Source organism: Cytobacillus sp. FSL K6-0129, assembly GCF_038007625.1.
Lineage (GTDB): Bacteria > Bacillota > Bacilli > Bacillales > Cytobacillaceae > Cytobacillus > Cytobacillus kochii.
In genome coordinates this window covers 4,758,786-4,773,714 of sequence record NZ_JBBOXM010000001.1, presented here as the reverse complement: position 1 = coordinate 4,773,714, position 14,929 = coordinate 4,758,786, and the positions used below count along the sequence as shown (strand labels likewise).

At 34.6% G+C, this 14,929-nt stretch carries 16 protein-coding genes; 7 read left to right on the top strand and 9 right to left on the bottom strand.

The window, feature by feature from the left end:
- Nucleotides 1-98 precede the first annotated feature (98 nt).
- From MHI57_RS24050 to MHI57_RS24040, 3 genes are all read right to left on the bottom strand, one after another.
- The gene (locus tag MHI57_RS24050) at nt 99-893 is read right to left on the bottom strand and encodes an NAD kinase (protein ID WP_095369785.1); all 795 of its coding nucleotides are present in this window, start codon (nt 891-893) and stop codon (nt 99-101) included.
- A gap of 28 nt (nt 894-921) precedes the next feature.
- Nucleotides 922-1,560 carry a GTP pyrophosphokinase gene (locus tag MHI57_RS24045; protein WP_095369786.1) on the bottom strand — a complete coding sequence of 213 codons (639 nt, stop codon included), beginning with the start codon at nt 1,558-1,560 and terminating at the stop codon, nt 922-924.
- Between the two features lie 114 nt (nt 1,561-1,674).
- On the bottom strand, nt 1,675-2,049 hold the full coding sequence (locus MHI57_RS24040; RefSeq protein WP_095369787.1) for a UPF0738 family protein: 375 nt from the start codon (nt 2,047-2,049) through the stop codon (nt 1,675-1,677).
- A 162-nt stretch (nt 2,050-2,211) separates the two neighbouring features.
- Here MHI57_RS24040 and MHI57_RS24035 point away from each other — a divergent pair, with 162 nt between their 5' ends.
- The 4 genes from MHI57_RS24035 (at nt 2,212) to MHI57_RS24020 (ending at nt 5,027) form a co-directional block, all read left to right on the top strand.
- Nucleotides 2,212-2,802: a CYTH domain-containing protein gene (locus tag MHI57_RS24035; protein ID WP_340978484.1), complete on the top strand. Its 591-nt coding sequence runs from the start codon at nt 2,212-2,214 to the stop codon at nt 2,800-2,802.
- 24 nt (nt 2,803-2,826) lie between these two features.
- Entirely contained in the window at nt 2,827-3,474 is a 648-nt protein-coding gene (locus tag MHI57_RS24030) for a lytic transglycosylase domain-containing protein (protein ID WP_340978482.1), read from the top strand.
- Nucleotides 3,475-3,750: 276 nt separating this feature from the next.
- On the top strand, nt 3,751-4,158 hold the full coding sequence (locus MHI57_RS24025; protein ID WP_095369790.1) for a globin domain-containing protein: 408 nt from the start codon (nt 3,751-3,753) through the stop codon (nt 4,156-4,158).
- A complete protein-coding gene (locus tag MHI57_RS24020) occupies nt 4,155-5,027 on the top strand; it encodes a ClpXP adapter SpxH family protein (RefSeq protein WP_095369791.1) in 873 nt (290 codons plus the stop codon). The genes MHI57_RS24025 and MHI57_RS24020 overlap by 4 nt, the downstream gene beginning before the upstream one ends.
- A 653-nt stretch (nt 5,028-5,680) precedes the next feature.
- Here MHI57_RS24020 and pepF read toward each other — a convergent pair.
- Both pepF and MHI57_RS24010 read right to left on the bottom strand, forming a co-directional pair.
- Entirely contained in the window at nt 5,681-7,501 is a 1,821-nt protein-coding gene (pepF, locus tag MHI57_RS24015) for an oligoendopeptidase F (RefSeq protein ID WP_340978477.1), read from the bottom strand.
- A gap of 115 nt (nt 7,502-7,616) precedes the next feature.
- Nucleotides 7,617-8,762 carry a competence protein CoiA gene (locus MHI57_RS24010; protein WP_340978474.1) on the bottom strand — a complete coding sequence of 382 codons (1,146 nt, stop codon included), beginning with the start codon at nt 8,760-8,762 and terminating at the stop codon, nt 7,617-7,619.
- Nucleotides 8,763-8,937: 175 nt separating this feature from the next.
- On the opposite strand from MHI57_RS24010, the gene MHI57_RS25115 reads away from it, so the two are divergent.
- Entirely contained in the window at nt 8,938-9,267 is a 330-nt protein-coding gene (locus MHI57_RS25115) for a transposase (protein WP_251161713.1), read from the top strand.
- On the top strand, nt 9,264-10,115 hold the full coding sequence (locus MHI57_RS24005; RefSeq protein ID WP_328200406.1) for an IS3 family transposase: 852 nt from the start codon (nt 9,264-9,266) through the stop codon (nt 10,113-10,115). The genes MHI57_RS25115 and MHI57_RS24005 overlap by 4 nt, the downstream gene beginning before the upstream one ends.
- Before the next feature lie 49 nt (nt 10,116-10,164).
- On the opposite strand, the gene mecA is transcribed toward MHI57_RS24005, so the two are convergent.
- The 3 genes from mecA to MHI57_RS23990 form a co-directional block, all read right to left on the bottom strand.
- Nucleotides 10,165-10,815, bottom strand: a complete 651-nt coding sequence (gene mecA, locus MHI57_RS24000) for an adaptor protein MecA (protein ID WP_095369794.1) — start codon at nt 10,813-10,815, stop codon at nt 10,165-10,167.
- A gap of 663 nt (nt 10,816-11,478) precedes the next feature.
- On the bottom strand, nt 11,479-11,874 hold the full coding sequence (spxA, locus tag MHI57_RS23995) for a transcriptional regulator SpxA (RefSeq protein WP_095369795.1): 396 nt from the start codon (nt 11,872-11,874) through the stop codon (nt 11,479-11,481).
- 557 nt (nt 11,875-12,431) lie between these two features.
- Nucleotides 12,432-13,007: a GNAT family N-acetyltransferase gene (locus tag MHI57_RS23990; RefSeq protein ID WP_095369796.1), complete on the bottom strand. Its 576-nt coding sequence runs from the start codon at nt 13,005-13,007 to the stop codon at nt 12,432-12,434.
- Between the two features lie 241 nt (nt 13,008-13,248).
- On the opposite strand from MHI57_RS23990, the gene MHI57_RS23985 reads away from it, so the two are divergent.
- Nucleotides 13,249-13,434, top strand: a complete 186-nt coding sequence (locus tag MHI57_RS23985) for a hypothetical protein (protein ID WP_095369797.1) — start codon at nt 13,249-13,251, stop codon at nt 13,432-13,434.
- 86 nt (nt 13,435-13,520) lie between these two features.
- Here MHI57_RS23985 and MHI57_RS23980 read toward each other — a convergent pair whose 3' ends face one another.
- A complete protein-coding gene (locus tag MHI57_RS23980; protein WP_445293210.1) occupies nt 13,521-14,735 on the bottom strand; it encodes a putative glycoside hydrolase in 1,215 nt (404 codons plus the stop codon).
- Between the last annotated feature and the right edge of the window lie 194 nt (nt 14,736-14,929).

Genomic DNA, 14,929 nt, shown 5'->3' with positions numbered 1-14,929 from the left:
AAAGAAAAATCCGAACATATTCAAACCCTTTGACAGAATTAGAATAACTTGTTCGGATTTCCATTCAACTAGCATCCATTTTACCCAAAGTCACTCAGTTAATCAGCAACAAATGAATCATGTACTCTTTTCCAAAATGGAAATGGTCTGAATCTAGCAAAGCGAATTTTTTCATCGGCTACACGGTATTGAATTGATTTTACATCTTTATGCAAAAGCGATAAATGATCGATTGTAATCTTAAAATCCGGTTCATTCACAGGCTTTAAAAGGCAAGCATGGTGTGCTGGTAAAACTAAAGGTGAACCGACTGTTCTAAACACTTTATTATTAATCGATGCCATTTCAGCTAATTGAATAGCAGGTAATGACGGATGTAATATCGCACCACCTAACGCCTTATTATAAGCCGTACTCCCTGAAGGCGTGGATAAACATAAACCGTCTCCTCTAAATCTTTCAAAATGCTGACCTCGAATCTCTACATCCATCACAAATGTACCATTCACAGCTTTAACTGTAGACTCGTTCAAAGCCAAATACCTTGTTTCTTTGCCCCCATTCAAATAGCGGACAATGACTTCAAGAAGAGGGTATTCCACCACTTGGAAAGGAGTTTTTGCTATTGCGATTACAAGCTTTTCAATTTCATCAGGTACCCAATCAGCATAAAATCCTAAGTGGCCCGTATGAACACCAACGAATGCTGTTTTATCAAGGCGGCTGCTATATCTGTGAAATGCGTACAACAAAGTTCCATCGCCACCAACAGAAATGACTATATCTGGTTGTTCTTCATCATATACTAGATCAAAATCAAGTAAGTACGATCTCATCTTATGCATCAATGTATTCGATTTCGTATCACCTTTAGACGTAATCGCAAATCTCATTGTTTAGTAGCTCCTCTTATTTTTCATTCTATGACTTATTCTTTTGCTGCTTTTCTTTATTTTGTGAAAAAAATGCTTGTGCATCTTGAATTTCTCCTCGAATCGATGACATTTCTTCATCTAATCTAAATGCTGCTTCAGCTGCTCTTTGTAATCTCATTTGAATATCAGATGGAAATTGGCCTTTATATTTATAATTTAATGAATGCTCAACCGTGGCCCAAAAATTCATCGCTAACGTTCTAATTTGAATTTCCGCTAATATCTTTTTCTCCCCATGGATAGTTTGTACAGGGTAAGCGATAACTACATGATAAGAGCGGTACCCACTTGCTTTTTCATGAGAAATATAATCTCTTTCTTCCACCACTTCAAAGTCATTTCTCATACGTAACAATTCTACTACCTTCATTATATCATCAACAAATTGACACATCATTCTCATACCTGCTATGTCTTGCATTTCTACATCCAACCTATTAAGTGGAATTCCTTTTTGGTTGGCTTTATCTAATATACTAGCTATAGGTTTTACCCTGCCGGTCACAAATTCTATAGGAGAGTGCTCTGGGACGAAATCAAACTGACTTCTCATCCCTTTTAGTTTCACTTTTAACTCTTCTACAGCTTGTTTATATGGCCCTAAAAATTGATCCCAATGCTTCATACATGCACCACCCTTATGTAAGTTCATTTCTCTAACTTGATTTAGTTAGAAATTTTTGCAATAAAGCGACGAAAGAAACTTAGGTACATGATTTACTCTTCATTAGTAGAGAAGTTACTCAAACATAGCCTCGACTTTCTCAACCATTTCATCTCCATAATTACTGTTACCCCGTATATTTTCAATAAGATATTGTAATTCCTCTTGAAATAAAGGTAATTTAAGCTTTTCTTTTCCATCATGCAAATACACTTCACCATTAAAAACCAATGCTTGCTTTAATTGTTGCCATAATGATTCATGTAACATGATATATGTATAATCATCATTTTTTTCTGTTATGTATATAAATGATAAATGGTCGGAATCTACTAGCATCTGTTCTCTTGGCTCGAAATCATTCACAGATAAAGTAGAGTCAATTTCTAATAATAATTCCTTTCCTTCATCATTCCATAACGCACTTTGTACTTCTACTTTTTTATTCATTTCATCTACCTCCAAACTCTTACATTTTACCATAGAAGGGGAAAAAATCTCAAAGAACATTGCAGATTATGCGATACAGCGCCATAATAATGATAAGTATTAAGAAATCATGTATCTCTCATTTGATTATACATGTAGTCGAGAGAATAGGAAGGATTAATCATGTCACAAAATATAGAAATTGAATTTAAAAATATGCTTACAGAACAGGAATTTGCTCAATTAAGAAAGCATCTTCATATAGAAGACAAAGATTTCTTCACTCAAATCAACTATTATTTTGATACGCCAACTTTCTTTTTAAAAAACGAAGGATGTGCGCTTCGAATTAGAGAAAAAAATAATCAATTCGAACTCACATTAAAGCAACCTCACCCAGATGGCTTATTAGAAAATAACCATGATCTTCAACCGGAAGAAGCAAAGCATATCATCAAACAAGGGTACATTGATAAGCAATATTTAGCTTCACTTAAAAGTGACCTCCATTTCCCTGAGGAGACGTTTAAGTTATTTGGTTCTTTATTAACAAGCCGTGCAGAAAAAAATAATGCGGACGGTTTAATCGTCCTAGATAATAGTGAATATTTAAATAAGGTGGACTTTGAATTAGAATATGAGGTTTTGAATAGGGAAAATGGCTTAAATTCCTTTAAAAAACTATTAAAAGAGATGAATATACCGATAAGAAAAACAGAGAACAAAGTGAAAAGATTATTTCGGGAAGTTCAGAAAAGAAGAATAGATGATTAACAAGGACATATGAGGAGAGTCATAATGAATATTGATCAGCTTAAACTATTAATGCAAATGCAAAGCTTACAAACCTTTCTTCCAAATACAACGCAAAACAGCAATACAACTGATTTTTCACAATTATTATCAAATTCAATTACAGCAAGAATGAATGATTCTTCTGCTGATTTCTCACAGGAGATAGGAGCAGTTCAAACGATAGCCGAACCAATGCTCACCTCTTCTCCTGTTTCTCTTCCTCCTGTACAGCTTACGAAGTTTAAAGGAGAGAATAGTGATCAATCAATTCAAAATATCATTCATCAAGCTGCATCCGCCTATAACGTACCAACTGAATTAATTACTGCTGTTATTCAACAAGAGTCCAACTTTAATCCGAATGCAGTTAGTTCAGCAGGTGCAAGTGGTTTGATGCAATTAATGCCCGAAACAGCTAAGTGGCTTGGTGTGAATGATAGATTTGATGCCACCCAAAATGTTATGGCAGGAACAAAATATTTAAGACAAATGCTTGATCGTTATGGGAATAATACCGAACTTGCTTTAGCAGCATATAATGCTGGTCCTGGTAATGTTGATAAGTATAATGGCATTCCACCCTTTAAAGAAACACAAAACTATGTTCAAAAGGTGACAGAGAATTTACTAAACCAAAAACAATTTGTCTAAGTATCGTAGTGACTTCATTTTTGGGTCACTACTTTTTTGTTTTAGAAATCCAACCTCGAGAATCATCCTCCGTACTTGTTTTCCAAGAGATCTGCCCCATATAATAGAACTGAAAATACCTGCATACTGAATATTAATTCGTGGCACAAAGCTATTTGTTTGAGATATAGCCGTTACATTGATAAAATAATATCAAAACATGAAGGAATTATGTCTAGCTGATGAAATAATCATCGCTTTTATTAACATACTTTTGTTTAAAGGGGTTCTATCACAATGGTCGAGAATATCAATACTCCGTTCGACGCGTTAGGTGAGGAAAAACTTCACCTACTTGTTGAAGCATTTTATAAACGGGTTGGACAACATCCTGAGCTCGTCCCAATCTTTCCTGACGATCTAACTGAAACAATTAGAAAACAAAAGCAGTTTCTGACACAATTTTTAGGCGGCCCGCCATTATATACCTCAGAACACGGTCACCCGATGCTGAGAGCACGGCACCTACCTTTTGCCATCACAATGACACGTGCGAAGGCATGGCTCTCTTGTATGGAGGATGCAATGAATGAAGTCGAATTGGATACACGCTTGAAAGAAGGATTTCTCGAGAGACTGACTCTCACAGCACAACATATGGTAAATACACCTGAAAAAGATGAATTAGAGGGTGATGACAAATGAATCATGAAGAATTTGAAAGTAAATCTGTCTCACCACATTGTCATGGTAGTGAAAATAAGCCGTTAGAAATCTATATGTTTATTGATCCGCTATGCCCAGAATGTTGGAGTTTAGAGCCGATAATTAAAAAACTGTCTGTAGAATATGGTCGGTATTTTTCTCTCAAGCATGTAATAAGTGGGAAGCTCAATGCTTTAAATAGAGGCAAAAGACAAAACTACGACCAATTAGTTGAACAATGGGAGAAAACCGCTAGTCGATCAGGGATGTCATGTGACGGCTCTGTTTGGTACGAAAATCCGGTATTATCCCCTCAGTTAGCCTCCATTGCCATTAAGGCAGCCGAACTACAGGGCAGAAAAGCCGGCATTCGTTTTTTGAGAAAACTTCAAGAGAAGTTGTTTCTCGAAAAGAAAAACGTATCAGACTTTGATGTATTAAAAGAATGCGCCAGCCAAATTGGCTTAGACGTAGTTGAATTTGTAACCGATATACATTCAGAAAGTGCTGCAAAAGCATTTCAATGTGATGTAAAGATTACAGCTGAGATGGATGTAGAAGAAATTCCAACGATGGTGTTCTTCAATGAAAACATTGAAGATGAAGGCATAAAAGTTACAGGGCAGTACAGCTTTGATGTGTATGAGCAAATACTAAAGGAAATGGTTCCATATAGACTCGAACCTTCTCCATTACCTGACATAGAGCTGTTTATTAAACATTATAAACTTGTCGCAACTTCAGAAATAGCAGTCGTTTATAATATGACGGAGCAAGAAGTAAATAAAGAAATGAAAAAACTTCAACTGAAGCAAGTGGTCGAGCAAGTACCTGCAAAGCACGGATCTTTTTGGAAATCACTAGACTGATGATACTTATCATCAGTCTTTTTTATGCCGTGGTAAAGGGCGGACTAAAAGGAAAAACCTCACCATTACAGTATGAAGCGTCTCCCCTATTCATGCTCACACTCCCTGTTAATCGCCTAACATGACAAAATTAGTTTTCTCTTCTATTGTTCACACCATTGGCTTCTCTTGTAAGTGAAACGAAACTTCTATCTAATGCTGTTTATCATTAATTGCAATGCCTGTTTCTTAGTCAAAATGGTTTGTAAGACCCAATCAAGTGGAGAATCAGTTTATGGATGGTATGTCATATTTATTTTTCTTAAAAACATAAGTCAATCAACCTTCAATCCACATAGTAAAAAACCCTACACTCTCTCATGAGGCGTAGGGTTTTTCATGTAAATATATTTAACAAAGGGGATGGGAGAAATTTTTCACGATCAAACAAAGGGGTAAATTGTTTGTTTGTGATTAACTTCACAATACAAATATACCATGGCTTTTTTAAGCTCGCAATAGTTTGTGTACCATTTCACATTATTGTCAAATTCTCTACTACTCATAGTGAACTGCCATTATTATTAGAAAACATCTTGTCTTTTTTCATTACTTTTTGTTTACTTTAAAGTTAGCAGCCTAAATCATTTGATAAAGGCTGCTAGATAAAAATATTAAATCGTTAACAATTGTTCCATCTCATTTAACTTTTCTTCAAACACTTTACATGCTGCCTTAATCGGTTCTGAACTTGTCATATCCACACCCGCTTTTTTAAGCACTTCTATCGGGTAATCAGAACTACCTGCTTTAAGGAAACCAATAAAGCGATCAACTGCCGGTTTTCCTTCTGTTAAAATTTGCTCACTTAAAGCCGTTGCAGCACTATAACCGGTAGCATATTGGTATACATAATAATCGTAATAGAAGTGAGGGATTCTTGACCATTCTAATCCAATTTCCTCATCAATAATGATATCCTCACCACCAAAGTATTTCTTGTTCAGTTCATAATACTTTTCAGTAAGTGCATCTGCTGTTAAAGCTTCATTATTTTGAGCCATTTGGTGAATCTCATGCTCAAATTCTGCAAACATCGTTTGACGGAATACTGTTCCTCTAAACCCTTCTAAGAAATGATTGAGTAAGAATAAACGTTTTTTATCATCATCAATCGTTTTTAATAAATGATCATTTAATAACGCCTCATTACAAGTTGATGCTACTTCAGCCACAAAAATGGAATAATCACCATAAGCATATGGTTGCGACTTACGTGTGTAATAACTATGAACAGAATGACCAAATTCATGTGTTAATGTGAAGAGGTTATTGATATTATCTTGCCAATTAAGGAGGATATAAGGATTCGTACCATAAGCACCAGAAGAATAGGCACCACTTCTCTTCCCTTTATTCTCCCAAACATCCACCCAGCGATTCTGTAGACCCTCTTCCAAAATACTGCGATATTCCTCACCTAAAGGAGCTAAGCCTTCAATCATTAGCTTTTTGGCTTCATCATAAGTAATCGCCATTTTTACATCCTTTACTAAAGGTGTGTAGAGATCATACATGTGCAATTCATCTAATTGCAAAACTTTTTTCCTTAGTTTCACATATCGATGAAGCAAATGAAGATGATCATTAATCGTGCTTACTAATTGATCATAAACAGATTCTGGTATATTATTCGCTGATAAAGCGGCATGTCGAGCTGATTGATAGTTTCGTACCTTTGCATTGAAATTATTTCTTTTCACATTTCCACTTAACGTACTAGCGAATGTATTACGAAACTGTCCATAGGTTGTATACATCGCACGAAAAGCATCTCGACGTACACGCTGATCATCACTCTCTAGGAAGTTGATAAATCGACCGTGTGTCACTTCAACCTCTTCTCCCTCTTCGTTTTTAATCGATGGGAATGTTAAATCAGCATTATTTAACATTCCAAAAGTATTACTTGATGCATCCATTACTTCTGATGCTTGTGCAAGTAAGGCTTCTTTTTCCGCTGTAAGTACATGAGGACGTTGAAGATTGATTTCTTCAAGTGCATGTTCATACATTTTTAATTCTTCTTTCTCGGCTATATACTGTGCTAATTGATCTTCATCAATGGCAAGAATTTCTGGCACTATGAAAGCAAGTTCACTAGCAACCACTGAATACAGCCCTTTGATTTTATCATCTAAACTTTGATACGTTGCATTTGTTGTATCTTGATCATATCTCATTCTTGCATATGTAAAGAGCTTCACAATACGAGAAAGTAAGTGATCTTGATATTGTAAAACATCATAAAGAACCTCTGCACCTTCATGCAACATCCCTTTAAACTTGCCTGCTTCTTTAGATAACTCTTTTACTTCATTAAATTCTTTATTCCATTCATCGTCACTTGAAAAAATATCTTCAAGACGCCAAGTTTCTTCAACTGGTACCTCGTTTCTTGTTGGTAGTTTCTTAACTGTAGAATCGTTAGCCATATTGTTTTCCTCCTACATTCATTATGTTAAAAATTACTATCTGTTACTATCTTACATCAAATGAAAGTAATTGTTCAGTATTATGTTTCACCAATTGATTTAAAATACTTCAATATCAACTTAATGCCATTTTCATAATTATTTCCCCTTCTGCCTTACTTATTTTCTTATTTTTCATATCAGAAGACCTGATTTGAAATTTGGTACAGTCGATTTTCTCAATTATTTTTATAGTGTATAAAAGATGTAAATAAGCATCGATTACTTCTTTAAGATCTATGGGTACCTCCACACGTATACGAATATCTTTTCTCTCCAAGCGGCATTGCATGGAATCATATGCATCTTCTATAGAAAATAACTTTTCATGGCGTAATATATCTATAAAAATATATGTTTGCCACTGAATTGGCGAAGTACTCAGCTTAGCACTCCCCCTTACAGGAAGACCACAAAAATCTGGTAGATTTCCCATATGAAGCCCGCAACGGTAGATTTCATCTTTAAATCGTTTAGAAAATGAGCTATATTTAAAGCTTCCATACCTTTTTATATTCTCCCTTTCTTGCAACCAAGAAGAAAAGCCCATTCTCATTCTATTAATTCTTAGATTCAATAATTCGTACAAATTATTCGAGCGAAGTGGCTTTAGATCTAGATGGGCAAAAGACTTTTTCGTAGAAATTGGTAGGAGATGAGAGAGTATATACAAATTTTCTGTATCAACGTTTAAAATAGGGATAATAAATTTATTAGCGGAAGTTTGCTGAAGAAAAGAGTAATGAAAAGCGGTTAAAGAAAATAAATGATTTCCTATAGTATGGAGCTGTTGGTGGGATAATATCCACAGTGGTTTTATTCCTGACTTTATATAGCCATTTGTACGCTTATAAACTATTTTTGTAGGAATTATTGAACATTGAAACTCAATGGCATAAACAAGTCCGTTATGTTCAAAGCTGAGATCCGCCCTTTGATGGATGTTAGCGAAATATTTTTCAACCTCAACATTTTTATAGTATTTTCTTAATATATCGTATAACAATAATTTACCTTTTAAGTGGACTTCTGACTCTTTTTCATATGATTCAAAGCATTGACTATGCGGTTTATGAGCAAAGTGAGACTTTTTAAAGATGCCATTCTTTAAAATGACAACATCCTTACACTCTGGACAGTAAAAAGACTCTTCCTTATATTTACCGTATTGAACATCTTGGGCATTAATAAGTTTGCCATCATTCGTTATTGCCTTTAACATGTAGGTTCACATCCTTTCTATACATTCTATCTTCTCCCCTATCATTCTTTATTCCTGCATAAAAAGAAAAGACCGACTTCTTAAAGAAATTGTTAATGTCCCCTTTAAGTAGACATTCAAAAAAACCTTCATGTTACCATGAAGGAAAGAATGCTACCTTGGAGGGGATTTTTCTATGGCAAAGAAAGGACAAACTTTTAATAGTTATTCGGAAGAGTTTAAACATAATGCCGTCATGAAATATGTGAATGGGTCTAAAAGTTATAAAGCATTGGCAGAGGAACTGGGAATCCGTCACTGCAGCCAGCTTAAAGTGTGGGTTAAGAAATGGAAAGAAGGAGCCCCGTTTGATGAGCGTAAAGGAGTTTCTAATCCTTTAAAAGGCAGGCCTAGGACTAAATTTAAGTCGGTTGAAGAGGAAAGGGATTATTTGAAAGCACAAGTTGAATTTCTAAAAAAGCAGTATCCAAATCTGGTAAAGGAGGAGAAAACCCCAGACGAATGAAATATGAATTGGTGGATGAGTTAAGGGTTACCTATCCGGTCTCCTGGCTGTTGGAGATTGCCTATATCAAACCGGCTAGCTACTACAAATGGAGAAAAAACAATCATAAACGCGAAGCAAAAGTTAGGGATGAACAAAAGATTCGAGAGCACATTTTGGGCATACATTTTATGCATCCCGAATATGGACGACCCCGTATTACAGACGAATTAAATGAAAACGGGTATTTAATTAATCACAAAAAGGTCTACCGATTGATGACGGCAATGAACATACAATCAGTCATCCGAAAAAAGAGAAAACGACATGGTCATAGTCCTTCTAACCTCTTTCCTAACCGTCTGAAAAGGAAGTTCAAGGCGGTAGGACCTAATCAAAAAATGGTAACGGATATCACATTTGTGTCTGTTGGCGAAGAATATTATTATTTATCGGTCATACAGGATCTCTTTAATAACGAAATAGTAAGTTGGGAGCTAGCCCAAAGAAATGATTTGGAACTTGTGTTAAAAACGGTAGAGAAATGGACAAAGAAAAAAGACGTGGCTGGAGCCGTTCTCCATTCGGATCAAGGCTTCCAGTACACGTCAAAAATATACGGCAACCGATTAAAGGATTATGGCATCAAAGGCAGCCACTCTCGCAAAGGAAACTGCCTGGACAATGCCTGTATAGAATCATTCTTTTCACACCTCAAAACCGAGAAGCTGTATATAAGTAAGTGTAAGGGAGAAGAAGAACTAGAGCAAGCTCTTGAGGATTACATTTACCATTACAATTACAAACGAAGACAAAAGAAACTAAAGAAACGCGCGCCGATTGAATATCGACACGCGCTCACTGCTTAGCTTTTTATGTTGTCTACTTGACAGGGGCAAGACCAAATCGGCTTTTTTATTAAAAGTATTTTTTTAGTTCAATTAAAGCATTTTCAGCGATAATTACCTTTCCATATTCAGAAATCACGTGAATGGTTGTATCTGTTTCATGCCCATATTCAAGTAGTATACTTAGAATATTATCAATTTCATCCTCTTCGAATTGTTCCTCGGGAAATTCGACGATTAAATAATAGTTATTCTTGTATGAACGCAGTTGCGTATGAACATTTCCTAGTTCCACTCTCTTGGATAATGAAATGATATCCTCAAAGTCTCTAAAGGCAATAACGAAATCTAATTTTTCTTCCGCTTCCTCTTCTTCATTTTCCTGTAATTGATCAAGCATTGCTTCTACTCTTTCATCTACAGCAAAATCCTTCATTTTTTCATCAGAAACAGGGAGCTCTAACTTTTGTCCGTCTTTAGATAACTGCGCCTTCGTTACTAAGATTTCTAATCCTTTATCGAGTGCTTGAACTTGAATCCACAATGGACCTTCCATCACAAAATCTTCTTCTGTGTGAACCTCATCCATCATATCCCAAAAAAGTTCTTCACTTCTCTCTCGGTTGTACCATATTTCATCACGATCAAAGCCTCTTTCCTCAATATCAATATATGAGATATAAAACTTCACCGTGTTTTCATTAATTCTCTCGATTTCCACTTAGCAACTCTCCCTTCTTGCTTTTTGTGAAGGGATTATAACCCCTAATTTGTACTACTTTACTACCATTTACCCTATTTCAAGAAAATTATTCTTTTAGTGATCATTCTAGCAAGAATAATGAGAAAATAATGTGTAACAACAGATATACCTATTATGTTTTACCTTTTGTTATATTTTATGATAAATATGCTGTAAAGGGAATGCCCAAAAATACAATTGGCAAAAAACGAATGAATGCCTATATTCGTTAATACAATATATATTTATTGTGTTTGTATTTTATCAAAAAAACCTGTCCCCTACAAGAAACAAGCTTAGGCTGATGAAAAGCTTTTTTTCGCTATTGATTTGTGATAAAACACTGTAATGGCCTTTGGAAATAATCGAGTATGAATAACAGTAAAATGATTAGTACGAATATCATGGGGCAGAAATGTGGTTCTTCTATTATGTATCAGAAATATCTAGTGTATAGACTAAGAATTTGGTTCGGCTATCTTTACTGTATCTCTGGAGATGGATGCGCAATGCTTTTTTCTAAACTTATCCAAAAATTATTTGAAAGAAACTAAAAAACGAACAAATCATATAAAAGGATTTGTTCGTTTTCATTTAAGCATACTTAGGATTAAATGTGAAGTTAAGTGAGTACGATTGGTTTTAGTTAACCAACTTTTGAGCCTCACGTAGATGATACGTACGAACCTTCCTAGGAAGGAAGCGTCGAATTTCATCTTCATTATAACCTACTTGTAATCTTTTCTCATCTAAGATAATCGGTCTTCTTAATAATCCAGGATTATCTCTTATCAATTCAAATAAATCCTGTAAAGGCATCGTTTCAAGATTAACATCCAATTTTTGGAATGTTTTAGAACGTGTTGAAATAATCTCATCTGTTCCATCTTCTGTCATACGAAGGATTTCTTTAATTTCATCAATTGCTAAAGGTTCTGAGAAAATATTTCTTTCTTTGTATGCAATATCGTTTGCCTCTAACCATGCTTTTGCTTTTCTACATGATGTACAACTTGGTGAAGTGTATAATGTGACCATTTTACAATTTCACACTCCTTAGAAATTTAAAGTATATTTTATTCGCCGTAATTGTTTAATTATGCTATTCTTACTGATTGTTACACTTGTTTCCGTTTTCAATGAACAGGCTTACTTTCTCATTGAGAATAATCCACTAGGCTGTAACTATTGTTGTAATTTATAATTAATTTAAATAAGCTGTTCCACTTCATTATACACCATCTGTGGAACAGATGATATATATTTTTCTATTCTTCATACACTTAAATGCCAATTAAACAATTAACTTCTGCCTTAGTGAATCTATAATATAAGACGTTTTCATTTAAAAAAGGTTTCATGAAATATTGATTTTTTTATTTGTTCACAAACTGTTCAATTATAGAATAATGAAATCTGTTACTATTTAACCTATATAACTATGATAGACATTTACCCCTTTTTTTTAAGAATAAACATTTACTTTCTCAATAATCGACTTTAAATGAAAAAAAACTTTATAAGAAAATGATCTTGAGCCATTCTTTACCTAAAAAGAAATCCCGAACATTGAGGTTGTTCGGGATTTCTTTGGATTAAATATCTTTCAAAAGATCATTATTATTGTCATTCTCAGAAAAAGTAAGGACTTCATCTACTGGTTGATATGATGCTCCATAGAATTGAGTATCCTTGTAAGTATGAATCAATTCATATGTTTTAATCATAGCATCGAAAATCATTTCTTCCGTTTCATTATTAGGTGCCCAGAATAAAATTTCCATTGCATTCACTTCATTTGTTGCAAGAGATCGACGACGGTAACCTATAGATTGAGCGTGCTCAAAGCCTTCTCTTTTATAAAATTTCAAGCGTTTCTCCGTATCAGTATCTTCATAATCAACAGGTTCAACTTCTAAAATAATCGGTTTGCCTTTTTCCTTTAATTGATCAATTAATTTATGTCCTAAACCTTGTCCTCTTGAATCTTTGGACACAAACAGGTAGTCGATAAAGACAAAAGTTTCAAGTTCAACATACATTAACACATGCATTGGACCCTCATCTTTATGATAAATATCAGGTCGCTCTTTCAAAAGTGTTTCCATATGCTCTTTTGACTTCATCTCTTCTACAGGAAAATACTGATTCAATTTTTCATACCAATGCATGGACCAAACCCCTTTATTATTTAAATATTTCCAGTCGTGATAAACTTCCAGCTTTCTCTTCTTGTATAAGAAAATCGTATAAATAAGTCATCATTCACGTATAAATAAACTAAGTTGTAACGCTCTATCAAAGTATTTGTGATTTTCATTCTTTTCATTCTTTAATAAATGCTTTATTATTAGAAATAGAACATCATCAGAATAACTTGAATTTTCCGAAAAGAAAATTGGAGGTTTATCAATGATTGGTTACTTTTCAGACTTGATTATCGTTTCATTGCTCATACTCAGTTTAACTTCCCTCTTAGGTGTACTAATAAACAGCTTGGGAATAAAATTATTTGGCGGCAAGAAAAAATCCGAATTCGTAGACCAATCTGCATTTATGCAAACCGGATGGAAAAACGTGGGCGGAAAGAAGAAATAATCCTCATCCTATATACTATGATAACGCATACACAATAAGTGTCAAATAATAAGCAGCTGATAAACATACTATCAGCTGCTTATTTTTTAATTTAATGGGGTATAATCAACATTTTCAGTATAATGATTGCCGGCATTCCACAATAAGAATTCGTCAATTCCTTCCTCATTCAAAGCCCTAATTTGATCCTCTATTTCTTGCTTACCATAAGGCTTGTAATTACCGGTACCTAAATAAGATGCAGTAAAATCCTGTAGCCAAGGTCTAGAAATAGGCGGAGAAGCTAGTTCCTCCCGTTTGGCATTCTCTACCTTTGCGTACTCTTTAATAAGCTTGTAAGGTTCTAAATCTGGTTTTTGAATCCCAAAGTATGGCCCCCAGTGGCTCGGATAGATCATTGAAGATATGACATCCACATGTTCTGAGATTTTTGAGAAGTTCTGTCCAATCCCAGGTGCCTCTGGTAAAGTAGCCGTATAACCAAAAATATCAACAGATACTTTGACACCATAAGGCTCTAACTGTTCTTTCGCAAACTTAACGAAGTCTGTAACAGCATCTACTCTCAGCTGCACATCATCTTTACCGTTCGTATACTTTCCTTTACCATACTTCAATGAATCAGCCATATGCTCAAATCCTTCAGGGAAACGAACATAATCAAATTGAATTTCCTGGAATCCCATTTTAGCTGCTTCTATAGCAATATCTACATTATATTGCCACACTTCTTCCATAAACGGATTAACAAAGGCTTCTCCTCTTCCGTTTGTCCATACTTTATTTCCTTCTTTATACGACCATTCAGGCTTTAACTTGGCTAGTGTTGAATCCTTAAAAACAACGACCCTCGCAATAGGGTAAATCTCTTTTTCTTCTAATGTCGTTAACATCTCTTTCGTATTTTTTATATAAGGTTCGACAATATCCTTATATTTACTATCATCTTCCGGCTGGTATGTAAGATTTCCCCAATCATCTTTAATATCAATAACCATCGCATTTAATTCTGTCTTATCAACAAAATTTGATAACCGTTCAAAATTTGCTCCTCCTGCCGATGGACCAGTAACATAAATACCTCTAATAGCATCTGGGTAGGTAAAGTCGTAGCCTGAATCATATGTAAACCGTTTCATTTGTTCTGGTAATTCCATTAAAAATCCAGCATATTCTTTCTGTGCATGAAGCTGATAACTTTGTTGTTCAGCATTCGCATGGTCTAATTGTGGCACTACACTTAATAAAAGTAAGAAAAAAGCAACTTTAATCGCCCTCACTATTTTTCCCTCCTCATCCATATATTTTCTTTTTCTTATCTCCTATTCTACTAGAAGTTAAACCCAATGCAAAAGAAAATAAAATGAGAAATATTTTAATTTTTGCGATAGTAATTTCATACAAACTATTGTATACTATATTCATACATTTTAGTGATTGAAAGCACTAAACATATTCCTAATATTCATATTTTTCCTAACTGAATATTTGTTCC

Excerpts from the sequence above, each read along its gene's own strand:
- MHI57_RS24045 (WP_095369786.1), bottom strand. The coding sequence starts at position 1,560 with ATGAAGCATTGGGATCAATTTTTAGGGCCATATAAACAAGCTGTAGAA.
- MHI57_RS24025 (WP_095369790.1), top strand. The coding sequence starts at position 3,751 with ATGGTCGAGAATATCAATACTCCGTTCGACGCGTTAGGTGAGGAAAAA.
- MHI57_RS24020 (WP_095369791.1), top strand. The coding sequence starts at position 4,155 with ATGAATCATGAAGAATTTGAAAGTAAATCTGTCTCACCACATTGTCAT.
- MHI57_RS23990 (WP_095369796.1), bottom strand. The coding sequence starts at position 13,007 with ATGCATTGGTATGAAAAATTGAATCAGTATTTTCCTGTAGAAGAGATG.
- MHI57_RS24040 (WP_095369787.1), bottom strand. The coding sequence starts at position 2,049 with ATGAATAAAAAAGTAGAAGTACAAAGTGCGTTATGGAATGATGAAGGA.
- spxA (WP_095369795.1), bottom strand. The coding sequence starts at position 11,874 with ATGGTCACATTATACACTTCACCAAGTTGTACATCATGTAGAAAAGCA.
- MHI57_RS23980 (WP_445293210.1), bottom strand. The coding sequence starts at position 14,735 with ATGGATGAGGAGGGAAAAATAGTGAGGGCGATTAAAGTTGCTTTTTTC.
- MHI57_RS24050 (WP_095369785.1), bottom strand. The coding sequence starts at position 893 with ATGAGATTTGCGATTACGTCTAAAGGTGATACGAAATCGAATACATTG.
- MHI57_RS24035 (WP_340978484.1), top strand. The coding sequence starts at position 2,212 with ATGTCACAAAATATAGAAATTGAATTTAAAAATATGCTTACAGAACAG.
- MHI57_RS24030 (WP_340978482.1), top strand. The coding sequence starts at position 2,827 with ATGAATATTGATCAGCTTAAACTATTAATGCAAATGCAAAGCTTACAA.
- MHI57_RS24010 (WP_340978474.1), bottom strand. The coding sequence starts at position 8,762 with ATGTTAAAGGCAATAACGAATGATGGCAAACTTATTAATGCCCAAGAT.
- pepF (WP_340978477.1), bottom strand. The coding sequence starts at position 7,501 with ATGGCTAACGATTCTACAGTTAAGAAACTACCAACAAGAAACGAGGTA.
- MHI57_RS23985 (WP_095369797.1), top strand. The coding sequence starts at position 13,249 with ATGATTGGTTACTTTTCAGACTTGATTATCGTTTCATTGCTCATACTC.
- MHI57_RS24005 (WP_328200406.1), top strand. The coding sequence starts at position 9,264 with ATGAAATATGAATTGGTGGATGAGTTAAGGGTTACCTATCCGGTCTCC.
- MHI57_RS25115 (WP_251161713.1), top strand. The coding sequence starts at position 8,938 with ATGGCAAAGAAAGGACAAACTTTTAATAGTTATTCGGAAGAGTTTAAA.